This window comes from Brevibacterium sp. FME17 (assembly GCF_014897515.1).
Lineage (GTDB): Bacteria > Actinomycetota > Actinomycetes > Actinomycetales > Brevibacteriaceae > Brevibacterium.
The window spans coordinates 229,038-247,150 of record NZ_JABUYD010000003.1; the positions used below are offsets into that span (position 1 = coordinate 229,038).

At 67.1% G+C, this 18,113-nt stretch carries 21 protein-coding genes; 11 read left to right on the forward strand and 10 right to left on the reverse strand.

All coding sequences use genetic code 11. The features are described from left to right. Window positions 1-100: 100 nt before the first annotated feature. The 5 genes from INT40_RS04685 (at window position 101) to INT40_RS04705 (ending at window position 3,751) form a co-directional block, all read left to right on the forward strand. Entirely contained in the window at window positions 101-670 is a 570-nt protein-coding gene (locus INT40_RS04685; RefSeq protein WP_193095617.1) for a CGNR zinc finger domain-containing protein, read from the forward strand. A 37-nt stretch (window positions 671-707) separates the two neighbouring features. After that, on the forward strand, window positions 708-1,184 hold the full coding sequence (locus INT40_RS04690; RefSeq protein ID WP_226830805.1) for an RrF2 family transcriptional regulator: 477 nt from the start codon (window positions 708-710) through the stop codon (window positions 1,182-1,184). Between the two features lie 65 nt (window positions 1,185-1,249). After that, window positions 1,250-2,446: an MFS transporter gene (locus INT40_RS04695; protein ID WP_193095619.1), complete on the forward strand. Its 1,197-nt coding sequence runs from the start codon at window positions 1,250-1,252 to the stop codon at window positions 2,444-2,446. A gap of 164 nt (window positions 2,447-2,610) precedes the next feature. After that, window positions 2,611-3,480 carry an exopolyphosphatase gene (locus INT40_RS04700; RefSeq protein ID WP_193095620.1) on the forward strand — a complete coding sequence of 290 codons (870 nt, stop codon included), beginning with the start codon at window positions 2,611-2,613 and terminating at the stop codon, window positions 3,478-3,480. A 40-nt stretch (window positions 3,481-3,520) separates the two neighbouring features. Next, window positions 3,521-3,751 carry a hypothetical protein gene (locus INT40_RS04705; RefSeq protein WP_193095621.1) on the forward strand — a complete coding sequence of 77 codons (231 nt, stop codon included), beginning with the start codon at window positions 3,521-3,523 and terminating at the stop codon, window positions 3,749-3,751. Window positions 3,752-3,807: 56 nt separating this feature from the next. Here the strand turns inward: INT40_RS04705 and INT40_RS04710 are convergent, their stop codons facing one another. The 9 genes from INT40_RS04710 to INT40_RS04750 form a co-directional block, all read right to left on the reverse strand. Beyond that, window positions 3,808-5,385 carry a recombinase family protein gene (locus INT40_RS04710; RefSeq protein WP_193095622.1) on the reverse strand — a complete coding sequence of 526 codons (1,578 nt, stop codon included), beginning with the start codon at window positions 5,383-5,385 and terminating at the stop codon, window positions 3,808-3,810. Between the two features lie 55 nt (window positions 5,386-5,440). Further along, the gene (gene mobF, locus INT40_RS04715; protein WP_226830806.1) at window positions 5,441-7,993 is read right to left on the reverse strand and encodes a MobF family relaxase; all 2,553 of its coding nucleotides are present in this window, start codon (window positions 7,991-7,993) and stop codon (window positions 5,441-5,443) included. Between the two features lie 181 nt (window positions 7,994-8,174). Continuing rightward, window positions 8,175-8,888, reverse strand: coding sequence for a GAP family protein (locus tag INT40_RS04720; RefSeq protein WP_193095623.1), 714 nt, complete (start codon window positions 8,886-8,888; stop codon window positions 8,175-8,177). Next, window positions 8,885-9,490 carry a TetR/AcrR family transcriptional regulator gene (locus INT40_RS04725; RefSeq protein ID WP_193095624.1) on the reverse strand — a complete coding sequence of 202 codons (606 nt, stop codon included), beginning with the start codon at window positions 9,488-9,490 and terminating at the stop codon, window positions 8,885-8,887. Before INT40_RS04725 ends, INT40_RS04720 begins: the two co-directional genes overlap by 4 nt. A gap of 105 nt (window positions 9,491-9,595) precedes the next feature. Beyond that, the gene (locus INT40_RS04730) at window positions 9,596-9,754 is read right to left on the reverse strand and encodes a hypothetical protein (RefSeq protein ID WP_193095625.1); all 159 of its coding nucleotides are present in this window, start codon (window positions 9,752-9,754) and stop codon (window positions 9,596-9,598) included. A 42-nt stretch (window positions 9,755-9,796) separates the two neighbouring features. Further along, window positions 9,797-10,738: a helix-turn-helix transcriptional regulator gene (locus INT40_RS04735; protein ID WP_226830807.1), complete on the reverse strand. Its 942-nt coding sequence runs from the start codon at window positions 10,736-10,738 to the stop codon at window positions 9,797-9,799. Window positions 10,739-10,869: 131 nt separating this feature from the next. Next, window positions 10,870-11,631 carry a hypothetical protein gene (locus INT40_RS04740; RefSeq protein ID WP_193095626.1) on the reverse strand — a complete coding sequence of 254 codons (762 nt, stop codon included), beginning with the start codon at window positions 11,629-11,631 and terminating at the stop codon, window positions 10,870-10,872. Next, window positions 11,628-12,356, reverse strand: a complete 729-nt coding sequence (locus INT40_RS04745) for an ABC transporter permease (protein WP_193095627.1) — start codon at window positions 12,354-12,356, stop codon at window positions 11,628-11,630. The genes INT40_RS04740 and INT40_RS04745 overlap by 4 nt, the downstream gene beginning before the upstream one ends. Then, window positions 12,353-13,060 (reverse strand): ABC transporter ATP-binding protein, encoded by a 708-nt coding sequence (locus tag INT40_RS04750; protein ID WP_193095628.1) that lies wholly within the window; start codon window positions 13,058-13,060, stop codon window positions 12,353-12,355. Before INT40_RS04750 ends, INT40_RS04745 begins: the two co-directional genes overlap by 4 nt. Before the next feature lie 134 nt (window positions 13,061-13,194). Between INT40_RS04750 and INT40_RS04755 the strand changes: the two genes are divergently transcribed. From INT40_RS04755 to INT40_RS04770, 4 genes are all read left to right on the forward strand, one after another. After that, on the forward strand, window positions 13,195-14,049 hold the full coding sequence (locus tag INT40_RS04755; protein ID WP_193095629.1) for a sensor histidine kinase: 855 nt from the start codon (window positions 13,195-13,197) through the stop codon (window positions 14,047-14,049). Then, the gene (locus INT40_RS04760; RefSeq protein WP_193095630.1) at window positions 14,046-14,750 is read left to right on the forward strand and encodes a response regulator; all 705 of its coding nucleotides are present in this window, start codon (window positions 14,046-14,048) and stop codon (window positions 14,748-14,750) included. The genes INT40_RS04755 and INT40_RS04760 overlap by 4 nt, the downstream gene beginning before the upstream one ends. A gap of 377 nt (window positions 14,751-15,127) precedes the next feature. Continuing rightward, window positions 15,128-15,439: a SemiSWEET family sugar transporter gene (locus tag INT40_RS04765; RefSeq protein ID WP_193095631.1), complete on the forward strand. Its 312-nt coding sequence runs from the start codon at window positions 15,128-15,130 to the stop codon at window positions 15,437-15,439. 17 nt (window positions 15,440-15,456) lie between these two features. Next, a complete protein-coding gene (locus tag INT40_RS04770) occupies window positions 15,457-15,597 on the forward strand; it encodes a hypothetical protein (RefSeq protein ID WP_193095632.1) in 141 nt (46 codons plus the stop codon). 71 nt (window positions 15,598-15,668) lie between these two features. Here the strand turns inward: INT40_RS04770 and INT40_RS04775 are convergent, their stop codons facing one another. Further along, window positions 15,669-16,106: a protein-tyrosine phosphatase family protein gene (locus INT40_RS04775; RefSeq protein WP_319021937.1), complete on the reverse strand. Its 438-nt coding sequence runs from the start codon at window positions 16,104-16,106 to the stop codon at window positions 15,669-15,671. A 569-nt stretch (window positions 16,107-16,675) separates the two neighbouring features. Between INT40_RS04775 and INT40_RS04780 the strand changes: the two genes are divergently transcribed. After that, window positions 16,676-17,617 carry a hypothetical protein gene (locus INT40_RS04780; protein WP_226830808.1) on the forward strand — a complete coding sequence of 314 codons (942 nt, stop codon included), beginning with the start codon at window positions 16,676-16,678 and terminating at the stop codon, window positions 17,615-17,617. Next, complete coding sequence (locus tag INT40_RS04785) at window positions 17,614-17,940, forward strand: PadR family transcriptional regulator (RefSeq protein ID WP_226830809.1); 327 nt, start codon at window positions 17,614-17,616, stop codon at window positions 17,938-17,940. The genes INT40_RS04780 and INT40_RS04785 overlap by 4 nt, the downstream gene beginning before the upstream one ends. Window positions 17,941-18,113: the final 173 nt, after the last annotated feature.

Sequence of the window (18,113 nt, forward strand, 5' to 3'; positions counted from 1 at the left end):
ATGCTAAGTAGTCTTAGTCCATGTCTATCACATGGTAGACATGGATTTGACAGGCTCCAATAGCCTGTGGAGCTAGTTCATGAACGAGTAGGATGGAGGCATGCAATACTCCTACGATGTCCGGGCCAACCTGCTGATGCTGGTCGATCTGCTCAACACCGCCCCCGGCGTCAGCGGCGCAGAAGATGGGCTGGCGACCCCGGAAGACCTGACTCGGTTCGTCGCCGAACACGATTTCACGGGAGCACTGGAGGCGACGGCCTTCGACGCGGCTGCGGTTGCCACGCTGCGCGACCGGTTCCAAGCCGCTCTGGACGAAGAGGTCGAGCCCGTGGTCGAAGCGATCAACCTCACGCTCAGCGAGATTCGCGCCTTCCCCCGCCTGGTACGTCACGACGAGTGGGACTGGCACATGCACGCCGCCGGCAGCTCCGCGCCACTGAGCGAGCGGGTGGCGTCAGACATCGCGTTTGTGCTCACCGACCTGGTGCGATCCGGCGATCTTTCACGGCTCAGCCGATGCGCCGCCAACGACTGCACCGCCGCCCTCGCAGACCTGACCAAGAACCGGTCAAAGCGCTTCTGCGACGTGCGCAACTGCGCCAACCGCACCCACCTGGCGATGTACCGCGCACGCCGCCAGCCGCCTCCCGGACGAGCTGGGAGGTAGTGAGCCATTAGGGAGGTGTAGTATCCCTATTATGCGGATGAGCGAGGGCGTGGAGTGGGGCTTGCACTGTTGCCTCGTGCTCGCCTGGCTCGACGACTTGGCACCCCTCCCCGTCGGGCGTCTTGCGGAGGTCTTCGATCTCCCTCCGGAGTACCTGAAAAAGCAACTGCAACCACTCGCCAAGGCGGGCATCCTCGTCTCCGAGAGGGGCGCACGCGGTGGCTACCGGCTCGGCCGCGACCCCGAGGCCATCACCCTCATGGATGTCGTGACCGCGATCGAGGGCGGCACCGACCCGTTCCAATGCACCGAGATCCGCCAACGCGGAGCCGGGCAGACCGGAGCGCCCGCAGAGTTCGCACACCCCTGCGGCATCTCGATGGCGATGCGCAAGGCTGAACTGGCCTGGCGCAGAGAGCTCGCGAGCCAGACGCTCGCCGAGCTCATCGCGAACACGCCGGACACGGCGGAGCGACGCACCCGGCGCTTCATCGAGCGCACCGCTACCGCCTAATCCCACGCACAGCCCGATAAGGACACGCGACCTGTCGGGCTCTTCTTGAAAGGAGAATCGGGACATTGAATATCCCTAAATCTTTCGATGCGAGCCGCACCACAGCGACTGGGCAGTCTGGCGGTCGAGTCTCGCTCCTGGCGCTCGGCACCTTTGCTGTGGGCACAGACGCATTCGTCGTGGCCGGGTTCCTACCCGAGATGGCGAACGAACTCAGCGTGACAGAGGCCGCGGCGGGCTACTCCGTGACGGTCTTCGCGATCTGCTACGCCGTATTCTCACCGCTGCTCGCCACTGTCACGGCAACCGTGCCGCGTCGACGTTTGCTGGTCTCGGCGCTGGTCGTGCTCGGCCTCGCCAATCTAGGTACGGCGTTCGCGCCGAACTTCGCGCTCCTCCTGGCCTCACGAGTGCTGGCCGCCCTCGGAGCCGCCGCCTACACGCCGAACGCGGGCGCCGTGGCGTCGTCTCTCGTGCCCCAGGAACGGCGCGGGCGAGCGCTGGCTCTCGTAGTCAGTGGCCTGACCGTGGCGACTGCGATTGGGGTGCCGTTGGGCAATCTCGCTTCCCGCTTCATGGGGTGGCGGATCGCCCTGGGTCTCGTAGCGCTGCTGTGTCTGCTGATCGGTGCCGGACTCGCGTTACTCCTGCCGAACCTTGCGGGAGGGAGCAGAGTGCCGCTGGCCGAACGGTTGTCGGTGCTGCGCAACCCCGGCGTGCGGGTGATCCTGCCCGTGACGGTATTCGGCATGGCTGCGGCCTACACCGCCTACGCATACGCGATTCCTGCGTTCGACGCGGTCGGCATCTCGCCCGATGCCGCCCAGTGGATGCTGTTCCTCTATGGGGCCGGAGCCGTCACGGGTGCGCAATCTTCCGGGCGACTGACGGACAGGTTCGGCGGCACGAGAGTACTGATCGTCGGATACGCGCTGATGGTCTGCACGCTGCTCGCGTTCGGGTCGCTGACCCTGATAAGTACTGTCCTACCAATCCTGGTCGGCATCCTCGCGTTCGCCTGGGGCGCGAGCAGTTGGTGCCAGACCCCACCCCAGCAACACCGTCTCATCACCGCCGCACCCAGCGAAGCGCCCCTCGTGGTCGCACTGAACTCCTCCGGCATCTATATCGGTATCGGAGTCGGCACGCTGATCGGCGGTCTCGCCGGATCAGGAAACGCAACCTGGATGTTCTTCTCGGGGGCCGCAATCGCGGCGATCACAGCCATCTTCTTGCTGTCCACAAGAAAAATCGCGACCTGAAAGCGGAAACGGTCGCGAGAGCACCCAGAGCGCGGCAGACGGTGCTCCACGAAGTCTCGGTGCGCTGCGTGAGACACAAGCGGTACGTCTGCTGACGAGCGTCGTATGTAAAAGCGTTCTGGTGTGGGTGCTGGTGGCGCACCTCCTTCACGGGAGGTGCCACCGTGACCGAACACACCCCACCCACTACAGGCGACGACGCCGCAGCCCCGGATGGCTCGCCGCGCCACGGGTTCAAGACGCCAGAAGGCTTGCGTGCCCTGCTGATCCGGTTGCACGAGGCAGGGCCTGGGGCCTGGCGCAGTGACCGCGAGGCAGCGGAACTCATGCGATACACGGCAGAGAGATACCGACGCCTGGCCCACAAGTACGCGCTGGATGAGTGGGAGATCGCCTCGGCAGCGTTCGAGGTCATGCTCGCACCCTCGACCAGGAACGCAGGAAACCCGTGGGCGGTGGTCACTCGCGCTATGAAGATCACCTGTGGCGTCGAGGTGCGAGCGGCTGGGATGCTCGTCTCGCCGAGCAAGGTGCGCCACACGGCCAGGATCGTCGGGTTCCACGACGCCATCCGGTTCGCTGAGCGCGAGAACCTGGCCGACTGCCACCCCGCGTTCGCCGTCAACCCCACCACCGACGATGAGGAAGACTCCGGCGGCCGTACTCGGGTCGCTGCCGTACTGTCAGAGATAGTTGGGCTGTTCGCCTCGGCAGGCTGGGATGCCGTGCTCGTGACTGACTGCATCGAGCACGTCGCCTACCGGCTCGGTGACTTGACCTCACGGCCGAACGCAGTGGAGGTGCTGCGTCGCGACCGCGCGATCTCGACGCTGCTGGGGATACCGCCGAGGTCGTGGGCCGCGTTGCTGAGGATCGTGCTGGGACACCCCGCCCCGAAGCACGCAGGTACTGCGACCGGCGACGGGGTGCTGCTGCGCCTGCTCAGCGGCGAACCCCTCGACTCCCTGCGCTGCGACACCGGCCTGTTGGCTGCGATTTGGGCCGCCAACCCGGACAAGCAGACCGAACCCTGAACCACAGCGAGCGTGCGGGAGGGGCGTCGTACCTATCAGCATGAGCACCCCCACCGACCCCGCCGCTGTCGCCCCCGCTTCCTCCGAGCCGCTGTCAGAGCCTGCCGTCTCCACGCTGGGAGCACGCCTGGCTGCTGCTTCACGCCAGGCGCAGGGCTTGCCCACGACGGTGGACGATCCGGCGGTGCTGGCCGAACTGCGAGGACTCTGCACGGCACCCCGCCTTACCAAGCGCACCGTCGCCAAGATGCGGAAAGGCCCCGCACCCTGAACCGCTTTGCGCCAGTCAAGATGCGGGGCCGACAACCGCCCTGCGGGTAGCCGCGCTCAGGCTCGCCAGATGAACTCCACCCTGTGGGCCAGTACCTCGGCGCGGTACACGGTACGGCGGGCGTGGAACGCCTCGACCGTCTCGTTGCGGCGACGTGCTGGGGTCGCCCCGTTCATCCCCTCCGGCAGAGCGTGGACGAGCACGGCCTCCAAGATGAGGCTGGTCGCTTGGCACTGCCACAGCGGGGTGCGCCCTGCCCATTCTTTGGCGACGGTGGTCACGTCGATCCCCGGCCCCTCCTGCTCGGGCATCGCGGCGGCGTACTCGCGTCGGGTCGCCTCGATCCGTTCGGCGATCCTGGCCCGCTGACGCACCCACATCGCCTTGTCGATTAACCCGTCGTAGTGGTCGTCGTCCAGCCGGGCTAGGCGTTCCCGGTCAGCGTCGAGCCTGGCGGCGAGGCCGACCCGCGCCCCCGCGTCCGCGCTCGGCGTCGCCCGCTTCGAGGGGCTGAGGGTGATCTGCTCGAATGTCGCCAGCACTGCTTCTTCCACCAGTTTCGAGATGTCGGCGGAGCGGATAGAGCGGTGACACCCGCCGCGAGTGGCCTGCACGCACTGGTACACGTCGCCTCGGTGGAGCATCGCCCGCCCACACGCTGAGCAGCGGATCAGCCCCGAGAACGGATACATGCGTTTCGCCGCGCCGCTGCCGGGCTGATGGAAGTTCCGCGCCTGCTTCCGCGCATCGAGCACATCGGAGACCTGCTGCCAGGTGTCCTCATCGAGGATCGCAGGCCAGGCCGCTTGCACCTGCATCTGCGAGGTCTTCGCACGGGTGCCGTCCGGCAGTACGGGGCGGTACTCGCGCACGCCTTTGATGGAGGGGCTGCGCAGCACCATCTTGATCGTCTTGTCCGACCACGCGCATCCGTGGGTGGTCAGCACGCCGCGCTCGTTCCAGTCCTTGCGAATCCGGTATAGCGACTCACCGGCCAGCACCCGCTGCGCGGCCTCGACTACCATCGGCCCGGCCACCGGATCAATGATGAGGGCACCGGACTCGGCGCGGTAGCCGAACGGCACCCTGCCCCCGTGCCAGGTGCCCTCGATGGCTTGCTGCTTGGCTGCACGGGCGACGCGGCGGGCGGTGTCGGCGCTGGACTTGTTCGCCATCGCGACCAGCACCCGTGCCATCGCCACCTCCGAATCGGTGTCCAATCGTAGGGAGCCGGTCACTGAGCGCACGGTGAACCCGGCCAGCACTTTCGCGTCGATCAAGTCCTCCAAGTCTCTCGGGTCGCGCACCGCTCGATCCAGGTCATAGGCGACCATCACCTGCGCCTGCCCGTCGGACAGGTGTTTGAGCATCGCGCGGAACTCCGGGCGAACCACGCGTCGCACCCGCTCACCCGATGCCAAGGTGATCGTGCGCTGCTTGAACGCCGAGGTGTCGTTCTCCCTGAACACGGCTGTGACCTCCCATCCGTGCGCGGTCGCGTAGGCTCGGCAGTCGGCCTCCTGCCGGTCAACCCCGCGTTCGGTGCTCTCGGGATCATCACTGATCCGCACATACACCACCGCCTGCAACGGCGACGCTGCTCCCGTAGTCTGTTCCTGCTTGTTCTGGCCCATCAGTCGGCCCACCTTCCTACTCGTGTGAGAGGTAGGTGCGTTTACAGAACCTCGGCTACCCGAGATCGACGTGCTCGGCCACATAAGAGGCAGGCAAAACGATGGCCCCGCCGCGGCGTCGCCCGGTGGGGCGGATGGTGACCGAGCCGTCGTCGCGGACGGCAGTGATGGTCCAGGTGTCGCCGTTGCGCACCCACGCTCTACGGTTGCGCAGGCGGCGGTCATTGCGGCGGGAGATGATTATGTCCCCTACACCGGCGGTGGTGCCGTCATGCAGCGCCACCTCATGCCCGGGGGCGAGGGTGCCGTCGAGGATAAGGTCGGCGCGGGCTCTCGTGTTGAGGGTGGTCACGTCGTCGCGGGTCTCGGCGATCAGCACTGAGACGAGCCCCTCATCGCGGTCGGCGCGCCAGGCGGCGTAGGCCCCATCGGTCATGTCCTCGGCATCGCCGTCGTGGATGCGGTCATGGGCGAGGTAGCTGTCGATCACCTCGGTACGTCCATGCCGGAGTTCGAGGGACGCGGTCTTCTCCCACGCGTTGGTGAACCGATGGACGTCGACCAGCTCGGGAGCATCGTCCCGGTCGCCCACGAGCAGGGAGAAGGCACCGCCGGCGTCCACGGACTGAAGCTGTGCATAGTCCCCGACGAGCAGCACCTTCGCCCCAGCAGTCTCAGCGAGGACGGTGATCCGGTCCAGGGACAGGGTGCCGGCCAGCGATGCCTCATCGATGATGACGAGCTGCCCGGCCTGAAACGTCGTACCGTGGGCGAGGCGGTTGCTCCACCACTTCGCGGTGTTCTCCGTGGCGATGCCGAGATCGTCGGCCAGCACCTGCGCGGCCACCGCGGACGGTGCCAGTCCGACCACGCTTCCGGGGCCATGGTGCTTTTCCCAAGTACGCCGAAGGGCGTTCATCGCAGTGGTCTTGCCCGCACCGGCCGGACCGACCAGCACATCGACCACGCGCCCCGAGACTGCGACCTTCATCAGCGCCTGGACCTGATCCTCGCTGAGCATCCGCCCCTCGCTGTCGGGTCGGGCGGTGATCTGCTCCATCGTCACCACCGGGACCGTCGGTGCGGTGATGGTGCCGGAGCGGCTGAGCAGCCGGTCCTCGGCCGCGAGGAGTTCCTCGGAGGAGAACACCGTGGAGTGCTTGGGCCGGAACACGCTCGTCCCGTCGACGCGGCGGAAGGTAGCAGGGCTGCTGGCCAGTTCTGGCGGGGTCAACCGCAGCGAGGCCTGCTCGGCAGCATCGACGACCATCCCGACGATCGCTTCCCGATCCCGTGCGCTGGCGAACCGCCAGCCCATCGTCTGCCGCGAGGCCTCGGCGTGCAGGTTCCACCGCCGCCACGTCGAGCGCTTCTCACCGACCACGGCCACCACCGCGGCCCCGAGTGCAGCGACCGTCTCCAGCGGCACATCATCCACCCGCAACACCACCGGAGCCTCGGTGCCCGTCACGCCGCGCGCCCAGGTCGTCACGTCCTCTCCGAGGAGGCTGCTGGCGCGGGTACGCCACTCGGCGGTGAGGTCGGCCAGCGACCGCACCTCCTTGTCCGGCCGGGTGGCGAGGGTGGCCTGGGCGCGCAGCTTCACGATCGTCGCCGCAGACGGTCGCTGACCATGCTCGGCGACGTACTCGGCGATGAGCCGGTCGGCCTCGGCCTTGATGTGGTGCGAGCGGGTAGAGAATGCTGCGATCAACTCGTCTGGGACGCCGGTGATCTCCCAGGACGGGTTCCGGTCCCGTCCCCGCTCGCGGGCCTCCCAGCCGAGGCCGAAGGTACGGGTGAGCCGATCGGCCAGCACCGCGTTGTAGTGCTCCGAGACGGCGACCACGGCGGCGTGCATCGGCCGCCCATCCAACGACCGCCACCGCCCATCCAGCGCCGTCTGCACCTTGTTGGACACGACCACGTGGGTGTGGAGCTGCGGGTCTCCGGCCCGGGAGTCGTAGTGATCGAACGCGGTCGCGATCAGCCCGGTCACATCGACCTGGGCAACCGCCCCATCGCCGGCCGAGATGCCGGTACGGGTGGCGGCGACCTCCCGCTCCATGAAATCCACCACCTCCGCCACCGCCTCATGGTGGGCCTCGGCGATCAACGCCTGCATTCCTGCGTCCGCGACACCCCAGAGCACAGAGACCGACTTCGGCACCGAGAATGTGTAGTCGAACCCGGCGACCGCCCTCCTGGTCCCCTGAGTGGTCTCCACGTTCTCGATCTGAGCCGTAGCTTCGGCCCGACCTGCCGGCCCCAGCTCACCCGGCAGTTGCTCGACGCGCTGCTTGATGCGCTCGGCGACCGCGGCGTACCGCGGGAAGGCTCGCCCTAGCGGCTCGCCGGAGACAGGATCGCGGCCCATCCCGACCAAGAGCTGAAGCTGCGCCTCCGAGACCTGGTCCCCGGTCGAGAGCCGACCATCACCCAGGCCGGCGAGGCCGGAACCCAGCCACCGTCCCGGGGGCGTACCTTGCTCCGCGTAATACCGCGTGAGCGGGGTCGAGAGCGAGCGGTCACCATCGGCAGCGGCGACTGAGCGCAGGAGATACTTGTAGCCGTCCCCGGCGCTCATCACCCGCATCGAGACGGTCATGAAAGTCAGGTGCACATTGCACGATGACTATGGCTTCGGCGATCAAGTTGTGAAGCGCTGCTGCGCGCGAACGAGTTGGCGGTGTCGGGTTGGCGTGACACGGACGGCCTGGCAAAATGTCCGGGCGGCGGCACTTGTTCGGGGTAGTTCCGTCGGCGGAAGTTCAGCCGCGTGTCGCGCCTCACGTTGCCAGGATGGTGGTGGCGTCGATGGTGATTACGATGCCGATGAGTCCGAGGGTGATGCCTGCGGTTGTGGTGCTGTTGCGTGCGAGCCAGTCGCTCAGGTGGCGGAGGAAGGGGTCGATCCGTTCGTGGGCGTAGACCCGGACGAGCGTGAGTGCGGCGGCCGGTATCACCATGACCAGGCAGTAGATCGCAAGCCAGGCGATCGTGGCTGGCCATCCGATATCGGCCCGGGTCAGCAGTCCGATGGCCGCGAGGTAGGGCACCATCGTGGCGACCTCCAGGGTGAAGGCGATCATCGCCAAGCGGATAAGACCAGCAGACGATCTCGGATCGGTCATCGCGTCATCACGCCAGCGTCCAAGCCGTCCGGAGACCGGCTGCGCACGCCGTGCTCTGGCGCGAGCGAGCACCAGACATGCCGTCACGACGAGCGCAACCCCGATGAGCAGCCATCCGATCTCAACTGCTGTTGGCGGGGCGGCATCCAGAAGGGTGCCGATGGCGTCCAGGAGTCGGTCGGCTCCGAGGGCGAGCAGGATGCCGGCGAGGAAGTATGCCACCGTCAGGGTGAACAAATAGGCCATCATGCGGGCTGGTCGCACGCGCCCGGGAGCCAGCAGCAGCCAGAGCGGGACCAGGGAGGTGCCGAAACTGGTGGTATCTAACAGCGCCAGGCCGAGGACGACCAGAGCCAGCGAAACAGTCATGCTGATCCGTCGATGGTGAAGACCCGGTCAAGTTGAGAATGGAGCATCCTGCGGATCGCTGGCGGATCGAACGCACCCGGGGTGACCACAGCGTGCAACGAGAGGCCGTCGATCAGTGCGATAAGCCCACGCGCCTCATCGGCTGGCACGTGACCGGGAGCCAGCTCACCGGCTTGCTGAGCGGCTGCGAAAGCGTTGGTGAGGCCGTCGATGAGTCGCGTCATCCCTTCGGCGTGGATCGTGGCCATCTCGGAGTCGTGCAGTGAGGCCTGGAAGAACGCCAGTGCGACACGGAACTCTTCGTTCCTGCTCTGATCCAGCGGCAGCAGACTCTCCACGGCCTTGAATACTGACTGTCGGAACGGGGCATCGATGGTCACGTTCCGCAGTCGCTTCTCAGTTCGTTCCATCGTGATCTCAGCCCCGAATTGCACTAACTCGGCTCGGGTGCGGAAGTGCCGCTGCACCAGACCGACCGACACCCCCGCAGCCTCGGCGACGTCACGAAACGTCGTGGCGTCCAGGCCACGAGCCGCAACTGTAGACATGAGTGCATCGGCCACTTGCGAGCGGCGAGTCTCGGCATCCGTATGACTGGTCATACTGCAAAAGTATACACACTACTTTTTATGTTCGCTCTCCTGCCCTATGGAACGGTGTCGCTGCTTCCCCTGCGGGCAGGCTGAGGAGCCCGAGATTAAGCCGATCTAGACGAAGCTACTTTCGCGACCGGACGGGGTGCCGGCCTCGGCGTAGTAACGCGTCAGGGGTGTTGAGAGGGAGCGGTCACCGTCGGCGGCAACCACGCTGCGAAGTAGGTACTTGTAACCGTCGCCAGCGCTCATCGCCCGCATCGACACTGTCATGCCAGGCAGGTGCACGCTGCGCGATGACGGTGGCTTCGGCGATCAAGCGGTGAAGCGCCGCTGGGCGCGAACGACTTGCCGGTAGCGGCTGGGCGTGACGCCGACGGCCTGGCGAAACCTTCGGGCGGCGTGCCCTCGGCTGTACCAGCCGACCTGTTGCATCGCGGCGTCCACCGCTAGATCGGTGTCGCGCAGGAGCCGCGCCAACTGTTCGGCGCGGACGGTGGCGAGGTAGCTCATCGGCGTCTTTCCATAGGCCTCGACGAAGATACGGCCGAGTTGTGAGGGTGACAGGTGCACGGCAGTAGCGAGCCCGGGCAGAGTCCACCGCTTGGCCGGGGCGTCGCGCAAGAGCGCTGCCGCGGCGCGGGCTTCGGTGCGCAGAGGCGCGAGGTGGCGGTAGCGCGGAACACGTGACCGCGTGGACCTGCGTTGTGACGGTGAGTGACGCGCCATGGTCGTCGTGACATGAGGCGTCACGACATCGAGCACAGAGAACAGCAGCGCTTGAAGGCGATAGAACTGCGCTGGAGAAGGGCCGTTGAGGCTGAGCGCGACCAGCTCATCGAGCCAGGGCATGAGCATCCCGGCCCCATCCGCACCGAGGCGGAGTATCTGGGCTGGCGTGGAGTACAGCTCCTCCGCAAAGTCACGCGCTTGCAATCGGTCGGTCAGGAGCGCAGCGTGCTGCCAGAAGACCTGGTCAATGACGTAGTCCCGGTCAAGGTAGAGGGTGGTGACGGTGATCGAACCTTCGGGTTCGCTCCCGCACAGTGTGTTGGCCGCAAGCAGGACCACATCGCCTGTGGTGACGGGTTTCTCGCCGAACTCGCTGAGCAGGATCGCCGACCCGTGCCGAACGAAGATGAGTTTCACGCGGTCGTAGGCGATGGGAGCGGTGGGCTCGTGGATGCTCCTGCTGCGAGCCACGATGGGTTGATAAATTCCCGGCTCTTGAAGCATGAGGCCACCGGTGCTCGTCATGATCGTCGCCGCCGTGACAACCGGCGGGTCCCTCGGACTGCGAGGCACGATCCGAGAGACCCGCCCCACGCGCCGTCCAGGCACCGGGAATCATCTTTCGCTTCCCACTCGGCGGTTCCATCCGCAGATGCTCACGTGTCGCGCCTTCTGGCCACGATGATCGAGGGCAGCAGGAACGCGAGGGTCCAGGCGAGGAGGATGAGCCACGAGACGGCTGCTGGTGGGGCATCGTCGGGGATGGTGGCGAACCAGAGGGTGTAGGAGGCGATGTCGGGCAGGAAATACCAGTTCTGGCCCTGGAGAAATGGGCTGACGATGAGGAGGTAGACCAGCAGGATTGCCGCGGTGGGGATCGCCCTGCGGATGAGGAAGCCTAAGGCGGAGCTGAGCACCGCCATGAGGGTGAGGTATCCGGCGGCGCTCAACGTGATCCGAAGCGCCAGCGCGAGGTCGACCTGCCCCACGCCGGTCCCTGTGGTCAGGAGCATCGTCGTGATGCTCGCCACGACGGTCACCACGGCGGCTGCGAAGGCGAGCGGGACCAGCGCCGCAGTGGCTGCCAAGCGCTGGGCCGTCCGGTCGGGGATGGCGACCAGGGTGGTGCGGATCTGCCCACCGATGTACTCGGAGGTGACGGCGATGACGCCGAGCAGGAAGAAACCGCATTGGGTCCAGGTGACGGCAGTGACGCCGTAGTCGAGCACGTTCGCTGAGGAGCCCGGACCGATTCGAGCGTTCGCGCCAAACGCGATCGACAGGACGATGGTGAGCGCGATCGTGCCGGCCAGGATCAGCCAGATCGCTGGCAGCGACCACAGCTTTGAGGCCTCGGCGCGGACGGCGTCGAGGAACGCCTGGGCGCGGGTGCGTGTGGAGATCAGTGTGGTGGTCATGCGTCCCTCCGGGAGAACACGACGCCTGCGGCGATCAGCAACGCGGCGACCCAGGCGGTCATGATGAGTCCCCCGGTGAGCGGGGCGATCTCGACGCCGGTGCGCACGGTGGTGAACATGCGCATCCCGGCCAGGTCGGGCAGGTAGTTCGCCACGGGGAAGCTTTGCGCGAGGAGGTAGGTGACGGTGACCGCGGAGGAGTTCGCCACCAGGATCGCCATGGGGATGATGCCGTTGCGGGTCAGCACGGTCAGCCCGAAGCCGAGTAGCGCCATCAGCACCCAATAGGTGGCTGCCCCGCCCATCCGCGCGAGGGCCTGGCCGTCGAGTGTGGGCGCGTCGGTGCCGAGCAGAAGGTGGACGGTGCCGAAGACGACGGCGATCGCGGCCACCGCCAGCACCACGGTGGCAATGATCACGGCCACAGTCTTCGCGAGCAGAAGTCGGGTTCGGGAGGGGATGGCGGTGAGGGTCGTGGTGATCTGCCGGCCTCCCGCAGATTCTTCACCCTCGGTGGTGTACTCGCTGCCGATCCCTGCGACACCGAGGATGATCGCGCCGAGCACTCCCACGGCCAGTTCGGCGAAGCCGGTGTCCGGACCTGGGTCGCTGGTCAGGCTGGTGATCACGGCGATCCCGGTCGGTACGACAAGTCCGGCCGCGAAGGCGAGCCACGCGAAGGGCAGGGTGGCGAGCTTAGACAGCTCTGCGCGTAGTGCTCTCATCGCTGGTCCCGGTCGCCGGTGAGGCTGAAGAATGCGTCTTCGAGGTTCTTGTGGTCCCCGGTGACCTCGACCAGGGTGCCATTGGCGACGATCCGACCGTCGCGGATGACCACGACATCATCGACGGTCTCGGCCAGTTCCCCCATCAGGTGGGAGGACAGCAGCACGGTGCGCCCGGCCTGAGCCTGCTCGCGGAGGAAGGTGCGAATCCAACGGATGCCCTCGGGGTCCAGCCCGTTGATTGGCTCATCGAGTACCAGCGCCGCCGGGTCGGCCAGCAGCGCCGCGGCGAGCCCGAGCCGGCGCCCCATGCCCAGCGAGTACGTCGCCACACGCTTACTGCCAGCGTCGGCGATCCCGACGAGTTCCAACACCTCCTCGACGCGCTTATTGTCGACGCCTGCCGATCGGGCAACCCAACGCAGGTGGGCTCGGCCAGTGCGGGACCGGTGGGCGCCGGACCCGTCAAGGAGCGCACCGATGCTGCGCAGCGGGTCGCGCAGCGAGGCGAATCGTTGGCCATCCACCAGCGCCTGACCCGAGGTGGGACGGTCCAGGCCGAGCAGGATGCGCAAAGTGGAGGACTTCCCGGCCCCGTTGGGGCCGAGGAATCCGGTCACCCTCCCGGGTCGGGCATGGAAGGTAATGTCGGTGAGGATGTCGCGGGAGCCGCGTGTCTTGGTCAGCTGTTCGAACGTGAGCATGTCCTCTATGCCATCAACGCGAGCGCCAAAACTCACCACAGCCAGGGGTGGTCTTGCCCCCGCGTTCTCACCCCAGGGTGTGTCACCCCGTGGTGTGAGGACACCGGGAAGTCAGTCTTCTAGGATTGAGGAGTATGGAACACGAAGGGCGGCCCTCCTGGGATTCACGCGCGTGGCTGATCGCTGCTGGCGTGCTGGTCGTGCTTCTGCTTGCCCTCCTGGCGCTGGGGCGGGACTCGCCCTACCTGGTCGTGGCGGTCTCGCTTATCGTCTCCGCCGCCGTCATCGTCACCACTTGGGCGCTGCTGCGCACCCGCGCCCAGCGCCGCGCCTACGAGGATCAGCTGACCGACTGGGCTGCGGAGAAAGCCGCGCAGGCTGAGCGGCTGCGGATCGCCCGCGAGTTGCACGACCTCGCCTCCCACGGACTGGGGTTGATGACCGTACGGGCCGCCACCGCGAATCTCACTGAGGACGAGGACGATGCCGAACGACGTCAGGCGCTGACTGATATCGAACGCCTCGGGCGTGAGACTACTACCGAGCTGCGCCGCATGCTCGCCCTGCTGCGGAGCAACGGAGATGCCCCGGGGCCGCTGCGACCCATCGATTCGCTGGCCGATCTGCCGGGCATCGTCGAGAGCGCCCGGCGAGCCGGGTTGACTGTGACCGTGGATCAGGGCGACCTCGGCGACGTGCCACCCGGGGTGCAGCTGACCGTGTGCGCAACCGTCCGCGAGGCGCTGACCAATGTCCTCCAGCATGCCGGTCCGACGACCGTGCACCTCACGATCCAGCGCGTGCACGACAACATCAGCGTAGACGTCCGCGACGACGGGCGTGTGCCGGGGTGGCGGTTGCACCCGGGCACCGGCAACGGTCTGCGAGGACTGCGCGAACGACTTTCTGTCCACCACGGGACCCTCATCACCGGCCCAGTCGACGACGGTTTCCGCCTCCTCGCGCAGATACCCGAGCAGGCCACATGACACCAGAGTCCACAACGCAAATCGAGGCGCCCGTGCGGCTGCTGCTGGTTGACGATCAAGCGCTGCTACGCCACAGCCTGCGCATCGCGATCGACCGTGAACCCGACCTCACCGTGGTCGGCGAGGCCGGCACCGGTGCAGAAGCCATCAGGACCGCCCAAGAGCTACGACCCGACCTGGTCCTCATGGACATCCGCATGCCCGACGGCGACGGCATCCACGCCACCGAAAAGATCACCGGCACACCAGACCTCGCCCACACGCGAGTCCTCGTGCTGTCCATGTTCGAGATCGACGACCACGTCTACGGCGCGCTACGCGCCGGCGCCAGCGGGTTTCTCCTCAAAGACGCCCGACCCGACCAGCTCATCGATGCCATCCGACGCGTCCACCACGGCGAATCGCTCTTTGCCCCCGCCATCCTCATGAACCTCGTCGAACACTTCCTCGACCATCACGCCCCCGGCGCCCCACGCGAGGTTGAACGGCTCACCGCACGGGAAACAGAAGTGCTCACGCTTGTCGGGCGCGGACTGTCCAACGACGAGATCGCCCGAGAGCTGACCGTCTCCCACAACACCGTCAAGACACACATCAGCAGCCTCTTGTCGAAGCTGGGTGCACGCGACCGCGCCCAGCTCGTCATCACCGCCTACGAACAACAACTGGTCGCTCCAACCATCCGCGGCCCGAAAAACTAGCCAGAGCGCAAAGCCCCCAGGTTGTGGGGTGATATTGAGCCTCGTCGAGCGTCCTAACTGCCCGTGGCTTGTCGCCGCACCCTGACCAGAATCGTGGCCGCACACGCCGTTCATCTGACGGTTTCAGCCCGGCTTGCGACCTTCGTCGACCTTGCCTCCGACATTTCCCGCATCTCTGCGATTGACGCGCGGGAGAAGCGGACGACACCGGCCGGCGGCGGAGACAAGCTGCTTTCCTCCCCGCACCGCCACTCGCGGCCCACAGTGATCCAACACCCCACCTGTACGGCCCGCTTGGTAGTCTTAGCGCATCCTCGTGTCGCCCCCCGTGCTGTACGGACGAGGACCAGAGCCAGGGCCACCAGTAGGAGGCCCACATGGTGCTCATTGACGTTCTTGGTCTTGCGGCGGCGGCATGGGGAGTCGTGATGGCCATCGCCCCCGCCTTACAGATTCACCGGATGCTGCGGACCCGATCAGCCGACGATGTATCGCTCGGGTACTTCGCCCTCCTCATCCCCGGCTTCCTGCTCTGGGTCCTCTACGGACTGTCCCGACACGACTGGCCCCTCGTCATCCCGAACACCGTCGCCACAGCCGTGGCGCTCGTGACCATCGCCGTCGCCGCGCGACTCAAGCGCAACAGCGCGCGAAGTGCTGAGGCCCGACGAAGCGGCAGGACAACCTAGACGAGGTGGCCAGGTATATGCGAGAGCCGGCGATCCTGACCGAGCGCGGCAACGACGCCCTCACCACGGACGAACTGAAGCTCATGACCGGCCCACCGCAACGCTGCCGAATTGCACTGAACGAGCTTCTTCAAGTTCAAGGACATGTGATTGCGTGATGCCTCCTCCTGGCTTCGTGGCAGGTGGTTGCGTCCGGGTAACGCGAAGGGCTTGCGCGCAACCCGCACGCTCACATGCGGAGGCGCGCCGCCGCCTCCTTGATCCACTGTCGCTGTCGGCGTGTCTCGACGGCGCGCAGGTGGTAGTTCTCGCGCGCCCAGGCGACGGCGTCGGCGGGCTCGACTCCGCTCATGACCGCCAGGAGCGACATGGCGGTGCCGGTGCGACCCATCCCACCACCGCAGGCGATCTCAACCCGTTCGCGCTCCGCCCGAGTATGGGCTTCGCCCAGTGCGCTGATCGCTTCGTCCATGGAGTCGGGCAGGGAGAAGTCGCGCCACTTAACCCACCTGTACGGCCAGCCATCGATGAAGGGGTCTCTGCCGAGCAAGTAGACAGCGAAGTCCGGAGCCGGGACGTCGCCGCGGGGGCGCCGGACTCCCGTGCCTCTGATGGAACGGCCGTCCGGGAACTTCACGAGCCCGCTCACCGCTTCCCAAGCACTCACACAACCACGGTAGTTCCCAGAGTCCGGCTCATGCTGCGGCAGCGTCTTTGTCGGGGGACGTGCGGTATTGAGGGCGGGCATTATTCGCTGCGCTGAGCGATGTTGGCGGACGAGCCGCCGGGTTTGTTGCCGGCCGCGGGTAGGAGGGCTCCGTAAAGGCCACCGGTTACCGGCGTTGTCCCTATGGGTGTCTGGTGACCGCATGAAGGACGCGGGCCATCGCCGATGGAGGATCGACCAGCGGTGTAGGTCAAGCCGGCCCGGCGTCCCTGGCTCCATGCCCACTTCCGCGAGCAGAGTCTCGCCGGAGAGGACCGCCGCGGCGGCGTGTGTGAGACCGCTGGCCGTTGCCGGGTCAGAAGTGGGTGAATAGCAGCCGCCGCCGGGCCTCCGGCGGGTCAGGTCTGTGTCCGGGCGGCTCAAGCGATGTCCTCGCGTCTTTGCCTTAACGTCCAGTCTGTGCGAGTATCTAGATACGAATATGATCTAGATAGGGATGTGCAGCGATGACGAGTGCCAGAACGTGGCCAGAGGGGGACCGTGAGTGGGCGGCGCGCTACCGGATGCGAATGACGGGGAAGCACGTGCCGGCGTCGGCGGTCGACGAGCGGGAGCGCGAGCTGCTCGACGCGGTCCGCGGCGCGAGGCTTCCTGCGGAGGAGCTCTTCGGTGACGCCGCCGATCTCGCGGCGGAGGACGTCGCCGAGCTCGCGACAACGGAGGAGGCCGTCTTGACCTCGCAGGGCGGTGGGCTTCGACCCGCGCTCATCGAGGTGGGCGGCACTCTGCTGGGGATCGGTGCTGTCGCCGCGGTCCTCACGGCCGTGCGCAGCGGCTGGTCGGTCGACATCGGGGTCGCGCACAGCCTCGTCGCGGTGGGCGTGCTCATTGCCTTCTTGGGTTGGGTCGTGGGGCGAGCGGTCTTCGCCGGCGGCCGGTCGGCCACGACGGTGGGCGTGCTCGTCGCCACGGGGGCGGTCGCGGTGGCCTGCATCGCGACCGCGGCGAGCGTGGGTCTCGACCGGGTCATAGCCCACGACGTCTCGGTGCCGCTCCTCGCGCTCGGGTTGCTCCTCCCGGGCATCGCCGTGCTGGTGGGCGGCTCCCGGATGCCCCGGCAGGGCCTGCGCGAGAGCTGGCCCGACGCCGAGTGGCTGCGCCGCTTCCGCGGGGGCCTGCGGGCCGGGCTCGTCCCGGCGGCCACGGCTCGCGGTCACGTCGCCGAGGTCGAGCAGGTGCTCCCCTCGGCGGGGTCGAGCGCCGCCAGCGAGTTCGGCCACCCCCTGGTCCTCGCACGGGAGATCGCCCAGGGCAACCGGGTCGCCCGCACTAGGCGGTGGTGGCTCTCGACGGGTACGGGCACGGGCACCCCGCTGGTCATCGCCGCGCTCGTCCTGGCGAATGGCAGCTGGGATGCCTTGACCATCCCGGTGGCGGTGATACTCCTGCTGAGCGCCCTGATCACCCCCGTCGTCGGCTGGCAGGACCGGCCCTGGGCGAACGCGCGATGAGCACCGCCGGCTGGCAGCGCGCGTCACTGACGATGCTCATCCTCGACGTACTGGCGGTGGCGCCCCGGCACGGGTACGGCATCTCGCAGGCCCTCGTGGCGGCCGGCTTGCAGCCGATCAAGGGCGCCCAGCTCTACCCGGCCCTGGTGCGACTCCAGGACCAGGGAGCGATCGTCGCGCAGTGGGAGGAGAGCGAGTCGGGTCCCGCGAGGAAGGTCTATGAGCTGTCCGCCGCAGGTCGCGCGCAGGGCGCGGCGCTCCGCGCCGAGTGGCACTCCTTCATCGACGCCGCAGAGGCCATCGGTCGCGCTGATCAGCGCTAGGCTCGGCCGGCAAGGTCCGGGGCGGGCAGGCGGGAAGTCCTCGATCAGGCCGGCGGGCACACCGCTGCTCCCCCTCCGGCGATACAGGTATCTCGTTTGTTGACACTCGTTGGCGCGCGTAGCTCGTGCCAGCGGCCGAGCGAGTCGTTCGTCGGGCCGACGCATCGCCCATC